This is a genomic window from Pseudomonas sp. THAF187a, from assembly GCF_009363395.1.
Taxonomy (GTDB): Bacteria; Pseudomonadota; Gammaproteobacteria; order Pseudomonadales; family Pseudomonadaceae; genus Aquipseudomonas; species Aquipseudomonas khazarica.
Window position 1 is genome coordinate 2,800,257 of sequence record NZ_CP045349.1, and the last position, 14,047, is coordinate 2,814,303.

Annotated in this window: 10 protein-coding genes; 2 read left to right on the forward strand and 8 right to left on the reverse strand. The window is 67.6% G+C overall.

What is annotated here, in order from left to right:
- Positions 1 to 16: 16 nt before the first annotated feature.
- The 7 genes from FIV02_RS13060 to pap all read right to left on the reverse strand — a co-directional run bounded on the left by FIV02_RS13060 (position 17) and on the right by pap (position 9,000).
- Positions 17 to 2,062, reverse strand: coding sequence for a pyridoxamine 5'-phosphate oxidase family protein (locus tag FIV02_RS13060; RefSeq protein WP_152488846.1), 2,046 nt, complete (start codon positions 2,060 to 2,062; stop codon positions 17 to 19).
- Between the two features lie 50 nt (positions 2,063 to 2,112).
- Positions 2,113 to 2,739 (reverse strand): glutathione S-transferase family protein, encoded by a 627-nt coding sequence (locus FIV02_RS13065; protein ID WP_152488847.1) that lies wholly within the window; start codon positions 2,737 to 2,739, stop codon positions 2,113 to 2,115.
- A 144-nt stretch (positions 2,740 to 2,883) separates the two neighbouring features.
- Positions 2,884 to 3,774, reverse strand: coding sequence for a LysR family transcriptional regulator (locus tag FIV02_RS13070; protein WP_152488848.1), 891 nt, complete (start codon positions 3,772 to 3,774; stop codon positions 2,884 to 2,886).
- Positions 3,771 to 4,694, reverse strand: coding sequence for a LysR family transcriptional regulator (locus tag FIV02_RS13075; protein WP_152488849.1), 924 nt, complete (start codon positions 4,692 to 4,694; stop codon positions 3,771 to 3,773). The genes FIV02_RS13070 and FIV02_RS13075 overlap by 4 nt, the downstream gene beginning before the upstream one ends.
- Before the next feature lie 63 nt (positions 4,695 to 4,757).
- Positions 4,758 to 5,378 carry a LysE family translocator gene (locus tag FIV02_RS13080; RefSeq protein ID WP_037047994.1) on the reverse strand — a complete coding sequence of 207 codons (621 nt, stop codon included), beginning with the start codon at positions 5,376 to 5,378 and terminating at the stop codon, positions 4,758 to 4,760.
- Positions 5,379 to 5,525: 147 nt separating this feature from the next.
- Positions 5,526 to 6,713 (reverse strand): thiolase family protein, encoded by a 1,188-nt coding sequence (locus FIV02_RS13085; RefSeq protein WP_152488850.1) that lies wholly within the window; start codon positions 6,711 to 6,713, stop codon positions 5,526 to 5,528.
- Positions 6,714 to 7,512: 799 nt separating this feature from the next.
- Complete coding sequence (gene pap, locus FIV02_RS13090) at positions 7,513 to 9,000, reverse strand: polyphosphate:AMP phosphotransferase (protein WP_047592526.1); 1,488 nt, start codon at positions 8,998 to 9,000, stop codon at positions 7,513 to 7,515.
- A 145-nt stretch (positions 9,001 to 9,145) separates the two neighbouring features.
- Between pap and mnmC the strand changes: the two genes are divergently transcribed.
- Positions 9,146 to 11,107: a bifunctional tRNA (5-methylaminomethyl-2-thiouridine)(34)-methyltransferase MnmD/FAD-dependent 5-carboxymethylaminomethyl-2-thiouridine(34) oxidoreductase MnmC gene (mnmC, locus tag FIV02_RS13095; protein WP_152488851.1), complete on the forward strand. Its 1,962-nt coding sequence runs from the start codon at positions 9,146 to 9,148 to the stop codon at positions 11,105 to 11,107.
- Here mnmC and FIV02_RS13100 read toward each other — a convergent pair.
- Positions 11,104 to 11,997 (reverse strand): DMT family transporter, encoded by an 894-nt coding sequence (locus FIV02_RS13100; protein ID WP_037048004.1) that lies wholly within the window; start codon positions 11,995 to 11,997, stop codon positions 11,104 to 11,106. The two genes, mnmC and FIV02_RS13100, sit on opposite strands and share 4 nt — an antisense overlap.
- 149 nt (positions 11,998 to 12,146) lie before the next feature.
- Between FIV02_RS13100 and FIV02_RS13105 the strand changes: the two genes are divergently transcribed.
- Positions 12,147 to 14,033, forward strand: a complete 1,887-nt coding sequence (locus tag FIV02_RS13105) for a DEAD/DEAH box helicase (protein ID WP_152488852.1) — start codon at positions 12,147 to 12,149, stop codon at positions 14,031 to 14,033.
- Positions 14,034 to 14,047 lie beyond the last annotated feature (14 nt).

The window sequence follows — 14,047 nt, forward strand, 5'->3', positions numbered from 1 at the left end:
GGCGCCCGGGCCTCGCTCAGAGGTCCAGCACCAGGCTCTGGCGCTCTTCGCTGGCAGCCGGCACCGCGCAGCAGATCAACACACTATCGCCCTCCGGCAACTGTGCCGGCGGATTCGGGTAGTGCACCGCACCGCTGACCAGCCGCGTCTTGCAGGTACCGCAGGAACCGCCACGGCAACTGAACTCAGGCGTCAACCCGCGGCTCTCCGCCAGTTCCAGCAGGCTGCCGCTGCCCGGTGTCCAGCGGGCCTCCTTGGCCGAGGCGGTGAAGTACACCGGCACCGGCTCGCTCGCCGCAGGCGGCTGGGCCGCTTCACTGGCCGCCCCGGCCTGGCGGCGTGTCAGCGTCGAGGGGCCGAACGCCTCGGCATAGATGCGCTCATCGGCCACGTTGAGGTCGCGCAAGCCGTCGTAGATCGTCTGAGTGAACGCCGCCGGCCCGCACAGGTAGAAGTCGTAGTCATCGAACGACAGCGCGTGCTTGATCTGCTGCAGATCGATCCGCCCCTGCTGTTCGTAGTCACGTCCCAGCTCGGCACCGGCCTCAGGCGCACTCAATGCGCGGTGAACGTGCAACAGCCCCTTGGCACGTTGCTGCAGTTCACGCAGTTCGGCCTGGAACGGCAGGTCGCGCAGGCAACGTGCGCCCTGGAAGAGATGGATGCGCTTGCCCTGCCCCAGCGCCACCTGCTCGCGCAGCATCGACAGCAGTGGCGTGATGCCGACACCGGCACCGATCAGTACCACGGGACGGGGGCTGTCGCTATCGAGGGTGAAACTGCCCAGCGGTGGCCGTACCTCGAGCAGGTTGCCGACCCGGACCTGCTCGTGCAGGTGCCTGGAAACCTGGCCCTGCGCCTTGACGCTGATACGCAGGTGAGCATCCGATGGCGCGCTGGACAGGCTGTAGGTGCGCAGCAGCTGCTGCCCATCGGCGCGGGTGATCCGGATCGGCAGATGCTGGCCCGCGGCAAAACGTGGCGCATCGCCCAGTTCAGGTTTCAGCACCAGTGAGCGGATATCGGCGCTCTCCTGCTGCACGCTGCTTACGCGCCAGCGCTGCCAGGCGTTGCGCCGCTCGCGCTCGCGCAGCCGTGCGTCGGCCTGTGCCCAGGTGCCGGTCATCAGGCTGGTCGGTGCGTAGGCTTCGAACGCCCAGCGCAGCGACGCCGCCGCAGGACGCAGGACCACCTGCTCGACATCGAAGGTCCACAGCCGTTCGGCACCCTCGAACAGCCTGATCAGCGGGCTGTCGAGAATGATCTCGGCACGCCCGGCCAGCTGCAGCACGTCACCGCTGCTGAAGTCGACGAACAGCAGACCGGCCCGCGGGTTGACGCTGAGGTTGCCCAGGGTGTTGAAGTGCAGGTTGCCGGCGTAGTCCGGGATGGTCAGGCGATTGCCCTGCACGCGCACGAAACCGGCGCGCCCGCCACGGTGCGAAACGTCCACCGAGCGCCGGCCATCGTCGTGTTCGACGTAACTGGCCACGAAGAAGGTATCGGCGCTGGCGATCATCGCGGCGCTGCGCGCATCCAGCTCGTGCGCATCCAGGCGCTCGCCGGCCCGCCCCTCGGGCACCCGCTGATAGTGGCGCAGCTGGATGTACTGCGGGCAGTTGCCGAAGGAATGCTCCACGCCGATCTCCAGGCGCTGCGCCGAGGCACGCTGGATATGCCCGTTGATACGGTTGCGCCGCCGCGTGTGCAGCTCGATGCCGAGCAGGCCGATGGCCTCGCCGGCAGCGAGGCCGGCGGTGGCCGGGTCGAGTGGATCGAGCGCCATGGCGTCGAGATCGAACGACAGGCTGCGTGGATCGGGCGAGGTGACAAAGCCCTCCTCGCCCTCGATCAGGGTCGCCCAGGGCTGGCCCGAGCCATCGACGGCGGCGGCGATCATGAAGGGCAACTGGTGATAGAACTCGCGATGCTGATCCGGCATGTAGTCGCGAATCACCTTCTGCCCGAGCACTTCCATGCGCTCGGCGACGCCCACCTTCTCCTGCAGTTGCCTTTCACCTGCATGCCAGGGCGAGTGCCGGTGACTGGGGAACTGTTGCATGTTGCGCCCTCCTTCAGAGGTGCTGCCGGTGACCCGGCAGCGGGCGTGAATCAGGCCTGCAGACCGGCGGCGGTACGCGGCATGGGCACGAAACCCGGCAGCGCCTCGATGCGCGCCAGCCAGGCACGGATGTTCGGGTAGGGCTCCAGCGACACGTTGCCTTCCGGCGCGTGAGCGATGTAGGAGTAGTTGGCGACGTCGGCGATGCTCGGCTTGTCACCGGTGAGGAACGGGGTGTCGCTCAACTCGCCTTCCATGATCTTGAACAGGGCATGGGCGCGATTGATCACCTCTTCGCTGTTGAAGGCGTAACCGAACACCGTCACCAGGCGCGCGGCAGCCGGGCCGAAGGCCACCTGGCCGGCTGCCACCGACAACCAGCGCTGCACGCGGGCGGCGGCGGCAGGCTCCTTGGGCAGCCAGTCGTCATTGCCATAACGCGTGGCCAGGTACAGGAGAATGGCGTTGGAATCGCTGATGATGGTGCCGCCGTCATCGATCACCGGCACCTGGCCAAAGGGGTTGAGCGCGAGGAACTCTGGCGTCTTGTGCTCGCCCTTGGCCAGATCGACGAAGATCAGCTCGGTCGGCAGTTGCAGCAGCGAGAGCATCAGCTCGGCGCGGTGGGCATGGCCGGAACGGGGAAAGTTGTACAGTTTGATAGCGGGACGGGACATGGCGATGACTCCTTGGGGTTGGCTAAGGTCACCGCGAGACGACTTGCCTTCGCGACGATGGGGCCATGTTCACCTCAACCATCGATTAAAAGAATCCCCATCCAAGGCAATCCACTATTTCACTTTCTGCAATCAAGCAGTCGATCAGCCCCGGAATGCCGGGTGGGCACGCAGGCGCGGCACCACGAAATCGAGAAAACTGCGCACCCGCGCGGCAGCCCGCCGCCCTTCGCGGTAGTACAGCTGCACCGGCAGGGGCGCGGCGGCGAAGTCGTCCAGCACCGTCTGCAGCTGACCACTGCGCAACTCCTGATCGACCTCGTAGCTGAGGCAGCGCGTCAGGCCGAAACCGGCAACCGCCGCCCGAATTGCCCCCTGCGCGGTATTGCAGACCAGGCGCGGCACAAGCTTCGTCTGCTGGTTGGCGAAGCGCCAGTCGGCGACATGCCCCGTCGAGGACGTGGCGATGATGCGATGCGCGTGCAAGGCCTGCGGAGTGTCCGGCCGGCCCCGGCGCTGCAGGTAGTCCGGCGCCGCGCAGACCAGCGGCCGCACCTGGCCCAGCGGCACGGCGAAGCCGGACGAGCTGGGCAGGTGGCCGACCACCAGCGCCAGGTCGACGCCCTCTTCCACCAGCCGTGGCAGCTCTTCACGCGCCAGGGTGGTCAGGCTGACGTCAGGAAACGCGGCCAGATAACCCAGAGCGATGGGCGTCAGCACCTGATGGATCATCAGCAACGGCAGCGCCACCTGCAGATGCCCGGCCGGGTTCGCGTGCAGCCCCGAGACGGAGCGCTCGGCCTCTGCCACGCGCTGGAGAATGCCCTCGCAACGCTCGGCGAAACCCTCACCGGCCGCGCTCGGGCTGACGCCACGCGGCCCACGCAGCAGCAGCCTGCTGTCCAGGCGCCGCTCCAGCGCGGCGATGCTGCGCATCACGCTGGCCGGCGACAGCTGCAACTGCCGCGCGGCAGCGGCCAGGCTTCCCGCCTGAACGACGGCGAGAAACACCTGCATCTCACGGTACGGGTTCATGCCGCGGGTGGCTGGCCGGCCGCCCGCAAGGCCGGGTCGGCACGGAAGCTCGCCGCGCAGTGGTCGACGAAGGCTCGCACCTTGGCCGAGACCTGGCGACCGCCCTGATGAATGATGTGCACCGGCAGCGCAGGCGGCTCGAAGGCTTCCAGCACCAGTTCGACCTCGCCACGGGCCACCGCCGCCGCAACCTGGTAGGACAGCACACGGGTGTAGCCCCAGCCCAGGCGCGCCGCACTGATCGCCGCCTGGTTGGAGTTGACGGTGAAACGCGGTGTGGGGGTGAAACCGAAGGCGCCGTCCGCAGCGCTGAACTGCCAGTGACTGAGCAGCCCGCTGCCACTGGGCATGACGATGGGCGCGCTGCGCAGCTCATCCGGATGGCGTGGCCGCCCGACACGATCGAGGAACGCCGGAGACGCGCACAGCACCTGGCGCACCTGCCCGACCTGCAGTGCCGGGTGATCGCCCTCGGGCAACGAGCCGATGCGCACGGCGATGTCGATGCCCTCCTCCATCATGTTCACCACGCGGTCGACCAGCAGCGCGTTGATCTCCACCTCCGGGTACAGATCGAGGTACTGGGCGATGCGTGGAATCAGGAACAGCTCGCCGAACATCACCGGTGCCGTCACCGTCAGCCGGCCACGCGGCCGCACGCTGCCACCGGCTGCCAGCTCTTCGGCCTCCTCCAGTTCGAGCAGGATGCGCCGGCAGTCCTCGACATACCGCTGGCCGGCCTCGGTCAGGCGCAGGCTGCGCGTGCTGCGGGCCAGCAACAGCGTGCCCAGGCGTGCCTCCAGTGCCGCCACGGCACGGGTCACGCTGGGCGGCGAGATGCCCAGCAGCTTGGCGCCACCGGCGAAGCTCTCGGCTTCGGTCACCGCCAGCAGCACCCTCATTTCCTGAAACCGATCCATCGTCACCGCCTGGTCGTCTGTTGTGCCGGCACAGAGTAAAGCATGCCGCCGCCGAGGCAGGACTCAGCGCCGGCTCAGGGCCAGACGTGCAGCGAACAGCACGAACACCAGGCCGGTGCCGCGATCCATCCACTTGATCACCTGCTCACGGCGCAGCCAGTGGCCGAGCGGCCGGGTCGCGCCGATCAGCAGCAGCGCCCAGACCAGGCTGAGCGCCACGTGGATGCCCACCAGGGCGAAGGTCCAGGCAATCAGCGGCTGCCCGTGCGGAATGAACTGCGGCAGGAAGGACACGTAGAAGATGCCCACCTTGGGGTTGAGCACATTACCCAGCAGACCGCGCAGGAACCAGTTGGCGCCGGGGGTGCCGGTGGCCTGCGCTGCTGCCAGCGAGGTGCGCGGGCGCACCAGCATGTTCAGCCCGAGCCAGGCCAGATAAGCTGCGCCGCAGTACTTGAGGAGGTTGTACGCGAACTCGGAGACGGCCAGCAGCGCGCCCAGCCCGAAGGCCACCGCCGCGCCCCAGAGCAGGCAGCCGGCATTGATACCGAGGGCGGCGCGCAAGGCCTGCTGTCGCCCCTCGACGGCAGCCGTGCGCAGCACCAGCGCCGTGTCGATGCCCGGCGTGAGAGTCAGCAGGCTGGCTGCCAGGGTGAAGGCGATCAGGTTCTCGGCAAAGGGCATCGACGGCGACTCGCAGGCTGGGGCTGACGGAGGCCGATTATAGGCAGCGCAGGCAGGAAAAAATAAGCCGACGCGGCAGGCGCCGAGGGCACGCCTTGTCCAGCGGTTCCGACGCCCGTGGCGACACGGGCGCCGAACAGCGCCTCGTCAGCCGCGATACGCCTCGAACAGCCCGCTGGCACCCATGCCACCGCCGACGCACATGGTGACGATGCCGTAGCGCAGCTCACGCCGTTGCAGTTCACGCACCAGGTGGCCGACCTGGCGCGAGCCGGTCATGCCAAAGGGATGGCCGATGGAGATGGAGCCGCCATTGACGTTGTACTTGTCGTTGTCGATGCCCAGGGTGTCGCGGCAGTACAGGCACTGCGAAGCGAAGGCCTCGTTCAGCTCCCACAGGTCGATGTCGGCCACGCTCAGGCCCTTGGCCGCGAGCAGCTTGGGTACCGAATACACCGGGCCGATGCCCATCTCGTCCGGCTCGCAACCGGCAACGGTGAAGCCACGGAAGTACGCCTTGGGCGTGAGGCCCAGCTCCAGGGCCTTGTCCAGGCTCATCACCAGGGTCATGGAGGCGCCATCGGAGAGCTGCGAAGCGTTGCCGGCCGTCACGCTGCCGGCCGGATCGAACGCCGGTTGCAGCTTGGCCAGGGATTCCAGGGTGGTGTCCGGGCGGTTGCAGTCATCCGCCTCGACCACGCCGTCGACGATCCGCTTCTCGCCCGTGGCCTTGTCTTCGACCTGGTACTTCACCGCCATCGGCACGATCTCGTCGGCGTACAGGCCCGCAGCCTGGGCACGCGCGGTGCGCTGCTGGCTCTGCAGGGCATAGGCGTCCTGCGCCTCGCGGGTCACGCCATAACGGCTGGCCACGATCTCGGCGGTCTTGCCCATGGGGTAGTAGATGCCGGGGTTGTCCTGCTGCAGCAGCGGATTGAACAGGTTGTCCATATTCATGCTTTTCAGGGTCATGGTGATGGACTCGACGCCACCGGCGACGATGATCTCGCTGCAGCCGGACGCCACCTGGTTGGCGGCGATGGCGATGGCCTGCAGGCCGGAGGAGCAGAAGCGGTTGAGCGTCATGCCCGCCACCGGGTTGCCCAGGTGCGAGAGTGCCGCGACGTTGCGACCGATGTTCATGCCCTGCGCACCCTCGTTGGAGCCCGCCCCGACGATGCAGTCATCGACCAGTTTCGGGTCGATGCCGTTGCGCACCAGCAGGGCATCGACGCAATGGGCGGCCATGTCGTCCGGCCGGGTCATATTGAACTTGCCGCGGAAGGACTTGGCCAGGCCAGTCCGTACGCTGTCGACGATCACCACTTCACGCATGACGCACCTCGTTGTTATTGGATGGCGAATGCACTGAAGATAAATCCAGCTACTGCCGGGAAGCGACCATCATTGATCTGGCGTATACGGGTCGATGGGACCAGGGGCGAGGCCCGCTCGACCGAAAGCATGGCCCGGGACTGGCCAGCCCGGATGGTGGTTGCGCTGTTCAAGCGCATCGCCAGGTTTCCTAGCTCGAGCGCTATTCGGGTCGATCAAAGCATCGCCAGGCCCCGTCGCCCAGATGGCGTCCATGACGATCAAGAGCATCGCGGCTGAAGCCGCTCCCACAGACACTCCGCCGTTCCTGCCGATGTGCACCTACAGAAGCTCCACCGTCCCGGCCGATACACACCAACCCGTAGGAGCGGCTTTAGCCGCGATAGAGCCTGAGCCGGCAGCGAAGGCCGCCCAAAGCCCTCACCAGGACGCGTCACAGCTGCCGTCCGTGACGATCAAGAGCATCGCGGCTGAAGCCGCTCCCACAGACACTCCGCCGTTCCTGCCGATGCGTACCTACAGACGCCCCACCGTTCCGGACGATGCGCACGATCCCGTAGGAGCGGCTTTAGCCGCGATAGAGCCTGAGCCTGCAGCGAAGGCCGCCCAATACCCTCACCAGGCCGCAGCACAGCTGCCGCCCGTGACGATCAAGAGCGTCGCGGCTGAAGCCGCTCCTACAGACACTCCGCCGTTCCCGCCGATGCGCACCTACAGACGCCCCACCATTCCGGCCCATGCGCAGCGCGCCTGCCGATGCGCACGGAAACCGTGGGAGGGGCTTTAGCCGCGACAGGCATCAGTCCCTGGCGAAAGCCGCCTCGATGGCCTCATTGAGCGTGCGCAGGACCTTGACCCGGGCGAAGCGCTTGTCGTTGGCCTCGATCAGCGTCCAGGGGGCGATCTCGGTGCTGGTGCGGTCGACCATGTCGCCCACCGCATCGGCGTAGTCATCCCATTTGTCGCGGTTGCGCCAGTCTTCCTCAGTGATCTTGAAGCGCTTGAAGGGGATCTGCTCGCGCTCCTTGAAGCGCTGCAACTGCGTCTGCTGGTCGATGGCCAGCCAGAACTTCACCAGGATCACCCCGGCGCTGGTCAGCTCTTCCTCGAAGTCGTTGATCTCGCCGTAGGCGCGCAGCCAGTCGCCTTCGCTGCAGAAGCCCTCGACCCGCTCCACCAGCACGCGGCCGTACCAGCTGCGGTCGAAGATGGTGAAGTGCCCGCGCGCCGGGATGTGCCGCCAGAACCGCCACAGATAGGGTTGCGCACGCTCCTCCTCGGTCGGTGCGGCCACCGGCACGATGCGGTACTGGCGCGGGTCCAGGGCGCCGGTGACCCGGCGAATCGCGCCCCCCTTACCCGCCGCGTCGTTGCCTTCGAACACCGCGAGCAAGGCGTGCTTGCGCATGCGCTTGTCGCGCATCAGGCCGGACAGACGCGCCTGCTCGGTGGCCAGCTGTTCCTTGTAGTCGTCCTTGCCGAGCGCCTGGGTCATGTCCAGGCTGGCCAGCAGGCCGCGATTGTCCAGGCTGGAGATCAGCGGCGCGGCGTGCGGCTGCAACTTCGTCCCCTGCGGGCTGGCCAATGCCGCCTGCAGGCCTTCGAGGAGGATGCGTCCGACGGTCAGGCTGCGGTAGTAGTGGTCGACGCCCTCGACCACGTACCAGGGCGCGTAGTCGCGGCTGGTGCGACGCAGGATGCGCTCGCCGTAGCGCACGAACTTGTCGTAGGTCTTCGACTGCTGCCAGTCCAGCGGGCTGATGCGCCAGCTGTGCAGCGGATCGTCCCTGAGCGCTTCGAGGCGCGATTTCATCTGTTTCTTGGACAGGTGAAACCAGAACTTGAAGATCAGCGCACCCTCGTCGCAGAGCATGCGCTCCAGGCGCTCGGCACCGTCGATGGCCTGATCCAGCACGGCATCCTTGAAACGCCCGTGCACCCGCCCCTGCAGCATCTGGCTGTACCAGTTGCCGAAGAACACGCCCATGCGCCCCTTGGGCGGAAGCTGACGCCAGTAGCGCCAGGCCGGCGGACGCGCCAGCTCCTCGTCGGTCTGCAGATCGAAGGTGCTGACCTGGATCAGCCGTGGATCCATCCACTCGTTGAGCAGCTTGACCGTCTCGCCCTTGCCGGCCCCTTCGACACCGTTGATCAGCACGATCACCGGAAAGCGCGCCTGCTGCTTCAGCTCGTACTGCGCTTCCAGCAACGCCTCGCGCAACGCCGGCTCTTCGGCCTCGAACGTGGCCTTGTCGATGGTGCGGCCGATTTCGGCGGATTCGAACATGCAGTGACCTCCCTGGAATGGTCATGACAGCCTAACGGATAGGCCGCGACTTTGCCTGACGCCGAAGTACCGCGACTTGACCTGGGCCGGGAAAACACCCTGCACAACGGGTAGAATCGCCGCCTGCTCTGCCCGGAACCCCGTCATGCCCGATCTGCACAACGCCCAGCTCGACTGGGACGAACACGGCCAGCCACTGTCACGCAGCTATGGCGACGTGTACTTCTCCCGCGCCAATGGCCTGGAGGAAACCCGTCACGTGTTCCTCGCCCACAACCGTATCAGCGAGCGCTGCCAGGCCCTGCCGGCCGGCGGCAGCCTGGTGATCGGCGAGACCGGCTTCGGCACCGGGCTGAACTTTCTCTGCGCCTGGCAGGCCTTCGCCGAACACGCGCCGGCCGATGCCCGCCTGCATTTCGTCAGCGTCGAGAAATTCCCGCTGAGCGCCACCGACCTGCAGCGCGCCCTGGCCCTGTGGCCGGAACTGGCGCCCTTCGCCACGCCGCTGCTGGCGCAGTACCGGGCGATTCATCCGGGTTTCCAGCGCCTGCTGCTCGACGGCGGCCGCGTGGTGCTGACGCTGATGATCGGTGACGTGCTCGACTGCCTGCCGCAGCTCGACGCACAGGTCGACGCCTGGTTCCTCGATGGCTTCGCCCCGGCGAAGAACCCGGAGATGTGGACGCCGGAGCTGTTCGCCGAACTGGCCCGGCTGTCCGCCCCCGGCGCCACCCTGGCCACCTTCACCAGTGCGGGTTTCGTCCGCCGCGGGCTGATCGAAGCCGGCTTCGCCATGGTTCGCGTCAAGGGTTTCGGCCACAAGCGCGAGATGCTCGCCGGGCCTTTCCAGCACACCCACCGCCAGGCCGTCGCACCCTGGTTCGCCCGCCCCGAGCCGCCCAGCGCCGAACGCCATGCTGTGGTCATCGGCGCCGGCCTGGCCGGCTGCGCCACGGCATCCAGCCTGGCTGCGCGCGGCTGGCGGGTAACCCTGCTGGAACGCCAGGACGACGTCGCCCGCGAGGCCTCGGGCAATCCGCAGGGCGTGCTCTACCTCAAGCTCTCGGCCCATGGTACATCGCTGTCGCGCCTGATCGTCGCCGGTTTCGGCTACACCCGGCGCCTGCTCGAACGCCTGCAGCGCGGCCAGGACTGGGATGCCTGCGGCGTGCTGCAGCTGGCCTTCGACGCCAAGGAAAGCGAACGCCAAGGCAAACTGGCCGCCGCCTTCCCCGCCGACCTGCTGCAGCCGTTGAGCCAGGCCGAAGCCGAGCAGCGCGCCGCTGTCGCCCTGCCCGCCGGTGGTCTGTTCTACCCCGATGCTGGCTGGGTGCACCCGCCGGCGCTGTGCCGGCACCTGGTGCAGCACCCGCTGATCAGCCTGCAGACCTACCGCGAGGCGCTGGGCCTGCAGCGCCAGGCTGACCGCTGGCAGGTCAGCGGGGCCAGCGGCGTGCTGGCCGAGGCGCCTGTCGTAGTGCTGGCCTGCGCTGCCGAGATCGGCCGCCTGCTGCCTGCCGCGAACCTGCCGCTCAAGCGCATTCGCGGGCAGATCAGCCGCCTGCCGGCCAGCGACGCCAGCCGCGCGCTGCGCACGGTGGTCTGCGCCGAAGGCTATGTCGCCCCGCCGCGAGAGGGGGAACACACCCTCGGCGCCAGCTTCGACTTTCACAGTGACGACCTCACGCCCAGCGTTGCCGAACACGCCGGCAACCTGGCGCTGCTGGAGGAGATCTCCACGGACCTCAGCCAGCGCCTGGGTGCGCCGGCGCTCGATCCCGCCACGCTGCATGGCCGCGCCGCCTTCCGCTGCACCAGCCCGGACTACCTGCCGCTGGTCGGGCCACTGGCCGAGCAGTCGGCCTTCGCCGAGGCCTATGCCGTGCTGGCCAGGGACGCCCGCCAGGTACCGGACGCACCCTGCCCCTGGCTGCCCGGCCTGTACATCAACAGCGGCCATGGCTCGCGCGGGCTGATCACGGCGCCGCTGTCAGGCGAGCTGATCGCCGCCTGGCTGAACGGCGAGCCCTTGCCGGTGCCGCGCGAAGTGGCCGAGGCCAGCCACCCCAATCGCTTCATGCTGCGCAAGCTGATTCGCGGCACCTAGGCGCGGGCCTGCGCCAGCACCGGCCGGGGTTTGCGAAACACCAGCACGTTGCCCAGCATCACCAGGCCCAGGCCGAGCAGCGCCGGGGCCGTCCACTGGTAGCCTTCGGCGAACACCGAGATGTTCAGCGCCACCACCGGAAACAGCACGGTGCAGTAGGCCGCACGCTCCGGCCCCATGCGCCCGACCAGGGTCAGGTAGGCGGTGAAACCGATCACCGATCCGGGAATCGCCAGGTACAGCAGCGAACCGACGTAACGCAGACTCCAGTCGAACGCGAACGGCGTGCCGCTGACCAGGCAGATCAGCACCAGCATCAAGGCGCCGTAGAGCATGCCCCAGGCGTTGGTGGTCAGCGGCTTGAGACCGGCCTTCTGCTGCAGGCTGGAGAGCATGTTGCCGGCCGAGAAGAACAGCGTGCCGCACAGCGCCAGGCCGATGCCCAGCAGGCTTTCCCGGGTCGCCTGGTGGCCGGCCAGTTCGGGCCAGAACAGCAGCCCCAGCCCGCCCAGGCCAAGGGCGCCACCCAGCAACACGTTGCTGGCGATGCGCTGCTTGAAGAACAGCCGCGCATTGATCGCATTCCACAGGGTCGCGGTGGAGAAGATCACCGCGATCAGGCCACTGGGAATCCACTGACTGGCGGTGTAGAAGCACAGGAAGTTGAGGCAGAACAGGCACAGCCCCTGCACCACGCAGATCCCCTGGGCGCGGCGATCCAGCGGCTGCAGGCGCCCGCTGAGCCAGAGCATGACGAACAGCACCAGCGAGGCCAGGGCGAAGCGGTAGGCGATGGAGGCGGCAAGCGCCACCTCGCCGACCTGGAGTTTGATGGCGATCCAGGTGGTGCCCCAGATCAGTACGGTAAGCAGGTAGAGCGACAGGTTCATCGAGTTTCTCCCAAGACTGCGTACAGTCTGGAAGCAGCGCTGGCCTCGTGCTTGCACAAAGTTGCGCATTTATCGCTGCGCCATCACTGCCTGCTATCGCGCCCAAGGCTTTATCATGCGGCTTTTGCCAGACAAGTCGTTCTCACTGCATGTTCTCTGCCGTCGCCCGCTACAAACAGTTGCTGTCCAGCGCCCTCGCCCGCTACTTCCCCCGCACCACCGCCTACCTGCGCGCCGAGCGTGAGGCCGCACAACCGCGCAAGCCGGCACGCAAGCAAGCGCGCAAGAAAGCCAGCGGAGGCAAGAAGAGCAGCAGCGGCAAGGCGGCCAGGAGCAAGCCTGGCCCGGCCGGCATCTACCCTGCCACCCGCCTGAAGATCGAAGAGGCGCAGGTGCAGGCCATGCGCGAGCGGGTGGCCCAGGCCGTCGGCGCCGGGCTGATCGGCGCACCGTCGGACGAACAGTGGGCGATGATTCTGTGCCGCGCCCCGCTGACGCGCATCTTCGCCGGCGCCGGCTCGGGCAAGTCGAGCACCCTGGTGCTGCGCGTGGTGTTCATGCTCTGCCACCTGCAGATCGACCCGCAGCGGCTGACGGTGATCTCCTTCACCAACGCCTCGTGCAGCGAACTGCGCGAGCGCCTGCAGCGCCTGCTCGACTTCTGGCAGTACGGACAGGATGCCCGCCAGTGCGTGCGTACCTTTCATGCTGCCATGGCGGCGCTGGCCAAGGAGCAACTGGGCAGCCCCCGCTGGTTCGAGCAGCTCGACGAACCCGCCGCGGAGCCGGACAACCCGCTGACTGGCGCACGCTTGCACCCGGCCCAGCAGCGCCTGCTCAAGCAGGCCTACCAGAGTACCTATGCCGAGGACGCGCGCTTTCGCCTCCTCAGTCATCGCCTGCTCAAGCTACCCGCGCCACAGGAGACGCAGGGCAGAACCGCCAAGGCGCCACTGGACGCCTGCAAGCTGCCCGGCGAATTCGCCGCCCTGCCCCTGTTCGAACTGCTGTACGGGCAGATCGACTTCGCCGCGAGCCTGGGTATCCGCCTCGACCACCTGGACGTGAAGACACTGCAATGCGCGGCGCGCGAACGTGACTTCATCGAGGCCATGCAGCGCTTCCAGGAGCATTTCACCGCCCTGTTGCACAGCCAGGGGCTGATCAGCTTCAACGGCGCCTTCGCGCAACTCAGCGAGCGCCTGCAACGTGCCGATGCCGGCAAGCCGGGGCCGGCCCTGCTCGCCCTGGGCCACCTGCTGATCGACGAATTCCAGGACATCTCGCCGCAGATCGTGCTGTGGCTGCAGGCCGTGCATCGCCGCCTGCACAGCGCCGGCGAGCGCATCAGCCTGATGGCCATCGGCGATGACTGGCAGTCGATCTACGGCTGGCGCGGCAGCTCGCCGGAGCTGTTCATCGATTTCGACCGGCACTTCCCCAGCCGTGGCCGTGGCAAGAGCACCACCCTGCTGATGGGCACCAACTACCGCAGCATCGAGCCGGTGCTGCGCGACGCCGAGAAAGTGCTCGCCGAGGTCCGCAGCAAGCAGGCCAAGACCTGCGTCGCGGCCAAGGCCATGCAGCCGGGCGACCACGGTGTGAAGCTGATCCAGCGCTTCGAGCTGAGCAACGGCCTGCCGCGCCTGCTCGACGAAATCCGTGCGCAGTGCGCGCATGTCGCCAGCCGCCCCGGCGCCGACCGCACCGCCGTGCTGCTGCTCAGCCGCCGCAACGAGCCGCTGCAGCAGGTCCGGGCGCAGCTCGACAAGGCCTTGCCGGTGAGAGCGCTGACCATCCACCGCGCCAAGGGCCTGCAGGCCGAGGTGGCGATCATCCTCGACGACTGCCTGCCCGTGGAGAAACACCCGCTGCGCAATGCCCTCTACGCCCAGTGCGGCTTCTTCACCGGCAGTTACGACCAGGCCATGCAGGACGAGGCCCGGCGCCTGGCCTACGTGGCCATCACCCGTGGCGTCAGCCGGGTGCTGTGGTACACGCGCAAGGCGCAGGGCGCCACACAATGCCTGGCTTAGTGCCTGGCAATCGC

Coding starts and splice junctions, on each gene's coding strand:
- FIV02_RS13060 (WP_152488846.1), bottom strand. CDS start 2,062: ATGCAACAGTTCCCCAGTCACCGGCACTCGCCCTGGCATGCAGGTGAA.
- FIV02_RS13065 (WP_152488847.1), bottom strand. CDS start 2,739: ATGTCCCGTCCCGCTATCAAACTGTACAACTTTCCCCGTTCCGGCCAT.
- FIV02_RS13070 (WP_152488848.1), bottom strand. CDS start 3,774: ATGAACCCGTACCGTGAGATGCAGGTGTTTCTCGCCGTCGTTCAGGCG.
- FIV02_RS13075 (WP_152488849.1), bottom strand. CDS start 4,694: ATGGATCGGTTTCAGGAAATGAGGGTGCTGCTGGCGGTGACCGAAGCC.
- FIV02_RS13080 (WP_037047994.1), bottom strand. CDS start 5,378: ATGCCCTTTGCCGAGAACCTGATCGCCTTCACCCTGGCAGCCAGCCTG.
- FIV02_RS13085 (WP_152488850.1), bottom strand. CDS start 6,713: ATGCGTGAAGTGGTGATCGTCGACAGCGTACGGACTGGCCTGGCCAAG.
- pap (WP_047592526.1), bottom strand. CDS start 9,000: ATGTTCGAATCCGCCGAAATCGGCCGCACCATCGACAAGGCCACGTTC.
- mnmC (WP_152488851.1), top strand. CDS start 9,146: ATGCCCGATCTGCACAACGCCCAGCTCGACTGGGACGAACACGGCCAG.
- FIV02_RS13100 (WP_037048004.1), bottom strand. CDS start 11,997: ATGAACCTGTCGCTCTACCTGCTTACCGTACTGATCTGGGGCACCACC.
- FIV02_RS13105 (WP_152488852.1), top strand. CDS start 12,147: ATGTTCTCTGCCGTCGCCCGCTACAAACAGTTGCTGTCCAGCGCCCTC.